Origin of the sequence: uncultured Lacinutrix sp. (genome assembly GCF_947500325.1) — a bacterium.
Lineage (GTDB): Bacteria > Bacteroidota > Bacteroidia > Flavobacteriales > Flavobacteriaceae > Lacinutrix.
In genome coordinates this window covers 1-7,366 of sequence record NZ_CANMRQ010000038.1, presented here as the reverse complement: position 1 = coordinate 7,366, position 7,366 = coordinate 1, and the positions used below count along the sequence as shown (strand labels likewise).

Sequence of the window (7,366 nt, the reverse complement as noted above, 5' to 3'; positions counted from 1 at the left end):
TGTTTTGACTGAATAAAAAAGGGTGAAATCGTAAAATTTTACATAAGTGCTTCTGATTATGTCTATCAATTTAAAGATATATGGGGAAATACAAGAGTTACGTACTCAGACCTTAATTATAATGGTGATATAGATGCTGCAAGTGAAATACTTAGAGAGCAAAATTACTATCCATTTGGATTAGAACACAAAGGTTATAACAGTGTTATACAGGGTGTTAAAAACAACCTAAAAACGTATCAAGGACAAGAATTTACAGAAGATTTAGGATTAAACACACACGAATGGAAATATCGTATTAGTGATCCTGCTATTGGTCGTTTTTGGCAAATAGATCCTTTGTCTGAAGACTATGTGTATAACTCAACTTATGCATTCCAAGAAAATAAAATGGGAATGGGTGTTGAATTAGAAGGTTTGGAATTGGAGCCATTCAATGAGGAAAATCATACACCTTTAGTACCTCCTGTTTCTAATGACTTAGATGGAGGTGGAACTTCTCAAGAAGTGCATAAATTTCAAGATGATAATATTATAATATCACCAGTTAAAAACCCTACAATTATATCAGAACAAGCTCCTTCGAGAGTTAATCCTGTAAGTGGAGTAACTCGAGCTCATAATGGCGCTGACTTAGTAGATGTAGATGCAACTCAAACAGCAGGAACACCAGTAGTAAGTCCTGCAAATGGAAAAGTTGAATTAGTAAGGACAAGTGATGATGGTAATGGAGCTGGTAATAGAGTGCATATTAGAGCAAACTCAGGCGAAAAGTATAGTATGTTTCATTTACAAGATGGAACAATTAGTCATTTGTCAAATGGTCAAGAAGTAAATCGAGGAGATGCTCTTGGAAACGTAGGAACTACAGGAAATAGTACAGGTCCTCATTTACATTTAGAAACAAGAAATAGCAATAATCAAGTTGTAAACCCTAGAAGTGTGATTCCTGCATTAAGAACTGCTCCTGTAACGAGAATAGCTAGAAGGCCAGCTAATCCTCCTACGATATCAAGTAGTCTTCCTGGGATGCAATAAATACTAAAAAACAAATGATAAGATGACATATTTTAAAACATATATTTATATATCTGTATTATCACTATTTTTAATTTCTTGTAAGAATAAAGACGTTGATAATGTTAGAGCTAAAGAAATTAAAGAAGAATTACAGAATGAAAAGGAAGAAATCAAAACAGAAAATTTAAATATTATTACTGAGAATGAAAAAGTAAGATATAACACATATGTCAAAGAAAGCTTTGTGAATCAGCCATTTAAATCTATTATGAGTTGTGTTAGCTTTAAAAATATAGTTTTGAAATATGATGAATATCTAAAAACAGAAAAATATCTACAAAATTCCTTTAATGAAAAGGAAACAGATACAATTATAACATATGATAATAAAACAAATTCTTTTGTTTTTATTAAAGCTAATAACAAATGTTTTTTTGTTCAGTCAGTAATTAGTGATTCACTTGTATTACAAGAGAATGTTAAAGTAGGTTTGTCAAGAAAAGATTTTTTAAAAAAATTTAAAATTGAAAATGATAATAATGATATTATAAAGTTCACGAATGAAGAGGATTTTTCTAATATTCTATTTCATTTTGAAAAAGACAAATTAAATAAAATAAGAATTAACAATAATTATAATTAAATACGATTTTGATATTCATAAAAAACCATCTTATTAAAGATGGTTTTTTTATGCTCTAAAGCGAAGTAATATTTTTGAAAACAAATACTATTTTACTTTAATAATCTCTCCAGTAATTTTACGAGTATCATTATAAGCAGAGTATTTATAAGTGCTTTTTGTAGTCGAAGTGATATCAACATTGAAAGTTGTTCCTATTATAGAACTATAATCAGGATTACTAACTTCCGTATAAGTCAAAGTGTATTTACAATCAGATATCCATTTTATAGAACCAGTATATTTAATACCTGTTTCATTGTTCTCTTCAATTTGTATAGAATTGTTTCTTGTAATAATAGTGTTTTGATTATCAGAACCAACAAATTTAAAAGTTCCAGTTTTAAATTTAGAACAATCATTTGATTGAGCATAACCAATAAAAGTTACTAGAGAAAATAATAAAAAGAAATACTTCATTTAAGCAATAGATTTAAGTTTAACAGATTTTATGAGTGCATCAAGTGTATACAAAATATGGGCTTTATCTTCTGCATTCATTTGTTGTACATCAATAACACGCTTTAATAGCTTACTATCTACTTCTACATCAAGTTTACCAATTAAGAAATCCAAGCTTACTTCAAGAATATCTGCAATTTTAGAAGCTACTTCAATAGATGGGTTTACTTCATCACGTTCATAACGACCAATAATATCACCAGAAGTCCCAACTTTTTTACCCAAATCATTTTGAGAAAGCTTTTTCTGTTTACGCAGTTTAGATATTTGTTGTCCTAAAGTCATACTTAAAAGTCTTTAAAATGGTATATATAATACGGTTTATGCAAATATATACGATATAAATATCATAACAAAGTAGTATATGGCTTGTTTAAATCTGATAAATGTTTTAGTTTTGTGATAAATAGGTCAGAAAACAAACTTATGAACACACTTAAGACTTCCAATCCAAACAACTACGAATACATAACAAAACAGCTAGAAATCCACATTCTAGGCGGCATCAAAACGAATAAATTAGAGAGCTTAAGAATCACTTTATCTGTGCAAAAACTAAAAACCCAAAATGTTTTAAGGCATAGTATCGATTTATACAACGATAACCAAGTTGAGAAATTTACAAGAACAGTAGCAGAACGATTAGAAATTGGAACAAGTGAAATAAGACAAACATTACAAAAGCTAACTAAAGAATTAGAGAACTATAGATTTTTATTAATAGATAAGCAAACACAAGATGCTCAACCTTATTTTAAAGAACTAAACATAACCGAAACCAAACAAGCAGAAACCTTTTTAAAATCTAAAAACTTACTATCTAAAACAAATGAGTTAATAGGCAAAAGCGGCGTTATTGGAGAAATAGACAATAGATTATTAATGTATCTAATCTTCACAAGTCGCAAAACTAATAATCCGTTGCATTGTATAAGTTTAGGAAGTAGCGGCGTTGGTAAAACACATTTGCAATCTAAAGTATCAGAACTTATTCCAGAAGAAGACAAAGTAGAAATTACAGTATTATCTGCAAACGCTTTTTATTACTTCAATCGCACAGAATTACAACACAAACTCATATTGATAGAAGATTTAGATGGTGCAGAATCTGTGCTTTATCCATTACGAGAATTACAATCTAAAAAGCGTATAACAAAAACAGTCGTTCATAAAGATACCAAAGGCAATACAAAAACTATACATCTAACAGTTGAAGGTCCAGTAAGCGTTGCAGGCTGTACAACACAAGAAAGTATTTACGAAGATAATAGCAATAGAAATTTCCTTTTATATATCGATGAAAGTGCAGAACAAGATAAGCGAATAATGAACTATCAAAGACTTATTAGTGCAGGAAAAGTAAATATCACAGCACAAATACAAGCAGCAGAATTACTAAAAAATGTACAAAGACTATTACAGCCAATTAGAGTAATAAATCCATACGCAATGCGGCTTAGTCTCCCGCAATCAGTATTTAAACCAAGACGAACAAACAGCCATTATTTACAATTTATAGAAGCGATTACCTTTTACAAGCAATTACAACGTAAACGCAGGTATGACGAGCAAACAGGAGAAGAATACATAGAAACAAATATTGAAGATATAGAAGAAGCAAACGAGTTAATACAAGATGTTTTACTACGTAAAAGCGATTTACTAAATGGTGCGTGTAGAAGCTTTTTCGAAATGCTAAAAGGGTATTTAAAAGCTAATAATCAAAACACCTTTACGAATGCAGAAATAAGAAGAATATTAAGAGTAAATCCAAGTAATCAAAAACGCTACATGATACAATTACAATTAGCAGATTTAATACGCAAAACCAAAGGAGATAAACGAAAAGGTTATCAATATGAAGTAGTGAATTATAATGATTACGAAACTACAAACAAGCAAATAGAAACACTATTAAAAACCACATTACAAACTTTAGAGGTTCAAAGTAGTTCATAATGGTTCAAAGTCTAAAATGGACTAATAGTACATCTGTAAATCAATAAGTTAAATAAGTAGTTCACTAAAACTCTAAAAAGGTCAACCGATGAAAAAATTAATACTAAAAAACAAAAGCTATAAAGTGCTGATTACTAATTACAAAGAATGGTTAGATATTTTAGGTTTTGCAGATAGTACAGTCTATAGTTTTCCAATCCATTTACAAGAGTTCTTTTATTATTTAGAACAACATAATATAAATAGTATAAATCATATTAGACCAACAACAGTAAGTGATTATTATAAATATTTACAAGAAAGACCAAATGAGAAATACAACGGAGCATTAAGTAAAACGTATCTCAATACGCATCAACAAGTCTTAAAGAAATTTAGAGATTATTTAAGAAAACATAACACCAATACACATTTTAATGTACCATTAAAACCAGAACGAGTAGATCGAATTGAAACTATAGATATTTTAACACAAGAAGAAATCAAAGCCCTTTTTAAAGCAGTAGAATATAGTAGTGAATTAGAACATATTGTTAGTAGAAACAAAGCGATGTTGGTATTATTATATAGTTGTGGGTTGCGTAGAAATGAAACTATAATGATGAATATTAAAGATATTCTTTTTGATAAAGGATTAGTATTAGTTAGAAAAGGAAAGAATTATAAAGAGCGCTTTGTACCAATCAATCATTACAATCTTGAATTATTAGAAAACTATATTTATGATGCAAGAATACAGTTTAATAATTACAATACAACAGAGGCTTTGCTTATTGGGCAATCTGGAAATAGAATTAGAGGAAACGACATTGCGAGACATTTAAAAACCATTATAAACGCAACTAGTAATGAAGCTATACAAGCTAAAAATATAACACCACATAAATTAAGACACTCCATCGCAACACACTTTTTACAAGCAGGAATGGATATTGAATATATCAAACAATTTTTAGGTCACGCATACTTAGAAACCACACAGATCTATACGCATTTAGTTGAGAAATATGAGCGATTATAAAACGTATTTAGAGAAAGAAAGATATAGTCAAAGTACAGTATCACGTTATATTTATCGTTTAAAAGACTATGAAACTTGGTGTAATAAAAAAAGAATAGAATCTACTCAAATAGATTATAAAAACCTGTTACAATACATTAAATACTTGCAGTCTAAAAGTTGGAAAGCAGAAAGTATAAACAATCAAATACGAAGTGTAAAACTCTACTTTAATTACTTAAATGAAAGTTATATAAGATTAGATAATCCTGCAGAAGATATTATTGTAAAAAGAGAGAAAACAAAAGTATTACGTAATCTATTATCAAGTGACGAATTAGAAGATTTATATTATAGTTACGAGACTCAAAACATCAATGACTTGTATTTTACAGCAACTGCAAAACGAAATAAGGTTATTACAGGATTAATAGTTTATCAAGCTTTAAATAGTAAAACATTAGCGAAACTGGAATTAGAACATTTACAACTCTACAAAGGCAAGATATATGTTCCAAGTACAAAGAAAAGTAACAGCAGAACATTAGAATTAAAATCGTGGCAAGTCATAGAATTATTAGAATATATTAATGAATACAGACCAAAAATACAGAAGCATCTAAACTTATATAACAATAATCTTTTTCCTTTAAACAGCAATCAGTTTAATAATATCTTAAATGCAGTTACTAAAAAGCTAAAACAAACCAATTACAAGGTTAGAAATGTGAGTCAATTACGAGCAAGTGTAATAACTGTTTGGCTTGATAAATACAACATTAGAGAAGTTCAAGACATGTGCGGACATAAATATATTGGCTCAACAGAAAAGTACCAACAAGACAATTTAGAAAACTTAATGGAAGCGATTAATAACTTCCATCCAATAAACTAACAGAGAATATGGAACAGAAATTGTACATTTACAATAAGAAAAGAAAGATGATTATGGCAACTATAGATTTAAGAAATACAGTTAAAGAGTATATAAATACAGCAGACGTAAGACTTTTAAAGATGATAAAAGCATTAGCAGAAAGTTATCAAAAAGATGAACAAGAACTTACATTAACAGAAGAGCAATATCAAATGATTGATAAGCGAAGAACAGCACATTTAAAAGGAGAAAGTAAATCTTTTACTTGGGAACAAGTCAAACAAAATGCAAGAAACGCAGCTCAATAATGGCAAACATTTTAGAAGTTAAAGACGAAGCTAACTTAGAAATTATAGAAGCTTATCTTTATTACGAAGAAAAACGCTTAGGATTAGGCGAAGAGTTTTTAGAACATTTAGAAACTTATTTTGACAGAATTACGGTAAATCCAAAGCACTTTCCTCAAAAAAGAAAACCGTATCGAGAAGCATTTATAAAGCGTTTTCCATTCTTAATTATTTACGAAACTGCAAAAGGAAAAGTCATCGTGTATTCTGTATTTAATACTTGGCAAAATCCAGAAAAGAAAAAACAATAAGTCCACACAAAACAAAACCCAGTTTTTTCGTGCCTCAAAATCCTCTGTTTTTTGTTTTGTTCCGCGATCCACAGCATCACCAAAGCTATGTTACATAATAGAAGTTATAAGTTCGCTTCGCACAATTTTTAGTCGTTTATATTTTAGCTGTTTAAAAATAGTCGTTATAACTGCTATTATGTAAAATATCCAACTTTACAGCCACCGAAAATCCTCGCTACTGCCGAATCGCACTAGGAATCTGAAATATTTACTAACGTAAAGCCATCGCACCGAATTTGCACAAAAAAGCTGCACAAAAAGACATCAAGCGAAAAGCTTGTTTTACTTATTTGCTTGTTTTTTTATACAACTCGTTCCCTCAATTATAACGTGACATTCAATCGCCATTTAGGCTAACATTTTAAAAAACTGAAGATTGCCTTTGCGCTTTAATCAGTAGTTCTCTAAATCCAGCCTCGCCAAAATCTTCAGCTTTTTAAAACGTCTTGATCTCTAAACAAAATCAGCAAGTTGTGTTTTGAGTCACCTCTAAACGTTTTAAAAGGTAGCGGAAATGCGCGGCGGCGAAAAACGAGGCGCTTCCGCTGGCTTTTAAAGCGCAACAAACGCAGTGCGTTAGTATTTATAATCTTATCAAATAAAAACGAAAATATGAATCCGAGTTCCGCAGCAAGCGTCGGCTGGAAGCGGCTATTTTACATAGTTGTATTATGTTACAGAAATCAAATGAATGCTGGCATAATGCACAATTATGTAAAGATAGCT

Annotated in this window: 9 protein-coding genes; 7 read left to right on the top strand and 2 right to left on the bottom strand. The window is 29.9% G+C overall.

Translation table 11 applies throughout. The features are described from left to right. Positions 1-12: 12 nt before the first annotated feature. Both Q0997_RS19855 and Q0997_RS19850 read left to right on the top strand, forming a co-directional pair. Positions 13-1,038 carry a peptidoglycan DD-metalloendopeptidase family protein gene (locus Q0997_RS19855; RefSeq protein WP_367180229.1) on the top strand — a complete coding sequence of 342 codons (1,026 nt, stop codon included), beginning with the start codon at positions 13-15 and terminating at the stop codon, positions 1,036-1,038. Between the two features lie 22 nt (positions 1,039-1,060). Continuing rightward, entirely contained in the window at positions 1,061-1,663 is a 603-nt protein-coding gene (locus Q0997_RS19850) for a hypothetical protein (RefSeq protein ID WP_299892373.1), read from the top strand. A gap of 87 nt (positions 1,664-1,750) precedes the next feature. On the opposite strand, the gene Q0997_RS19845 is transcribed toward Q0997_RS19850, so the two are convergent. Next, complete coding sequence (locus Q0997_RS19845; protein WP_299892370.1) at positions 1,751-2,122, bottom strand: hypothetical protein; 372 nt, start codon at positions 2,120-2,122, stop codon at positions 1,751-1,753. Beyond that, positions 2,123-2,449 carry a helix-turn-helix transcriptional regulator gene (locus Q0997_RS19840; protein ID WP_299892368.1) on the bottom strand — a complete coding sequence of 109 codons (327 nt, stop codon included), beginning with the start codon at positions 2,447-2,449 and terminating at the stop codon, positions 2,123-2,125. 141 nt (positions 2,450-2,590) lie between these two features. Between Q0997_RS19840 and Q0997_RS19835 the strand changes: the two genes are divergently transcribed. The 5 genes from Q0997_RS19835 to Q0997_RS19815 all read left to right on the top strand — a co-directional run bounded on the left by Q0997_RS19835 (position 2,591) and on the right by Q0997_RS19815 (position 6,598). Further along, positions 2,591-4,123 carry a hypothetical protein gene (locus Q0997_RS19835; RefSeq protein WP_299892365.1) on the top strand — a complete coding sequence of 511 codons (1,533 nt, stop codon included), beginning with the start codon at positions 2,591-2,593 and terminating at the stop codon, positions 4,121-4,123. 88 nt (positions 4,124-4,211) lie between these two features. Beyond that, on the top strand, positions 4,212-5,144 hold the full coding sequence (locus Q0997_RS19830; RefSeq protein ID WP_299892362.1) for a tyrosine-type recombinase/integrase: 933 nt from the start codon (positions 4,212-4,214) through the stop codon (positions 5,142-5,144). After that, a complete protein-coding gene (locus Q0997_RS19825) occupies positions 5,131-6,018 on the top strand; it encodes a tyrosine-type recombinase/integrase (protein ID WP_299892359.1) in 888 nt (295 codons plus the stop codon). The genes Q0997_RS19830 and Q0997_RS19825 overlap by 14 nt, the downstream gene beginning before the upstream one ends. Before the next feature lie 8 nt (positions 6,019-6,026). Then, positions 6,027-6,308: a hypothetical protein gene (locus tag Q0997_RS19820; RefSeq protein WP_299892356.1), complete on the top strand. Its 282-nt coding sequence runs from the start codon at positions 6,027-6,029 to the stop codon at positions 6,306-6,308. After that, complete coding sequence (locus Q0997_RS19815) at positions 6,308-6,598, top strand: type II toxin-antitoxin system RelE/ParE family toxin (RefSeq protein WP_299892353.1); 291 nt, start codon at positions 6,308-6,310, stop codon at positions 6,596-6,598. Before Q0997_RS19820 ends, Q0997_RS19815 begins: the two co-directional genes overlap by 1 nt. Positions 6,599-7,366: the final 768 nt, after the last annotated feature.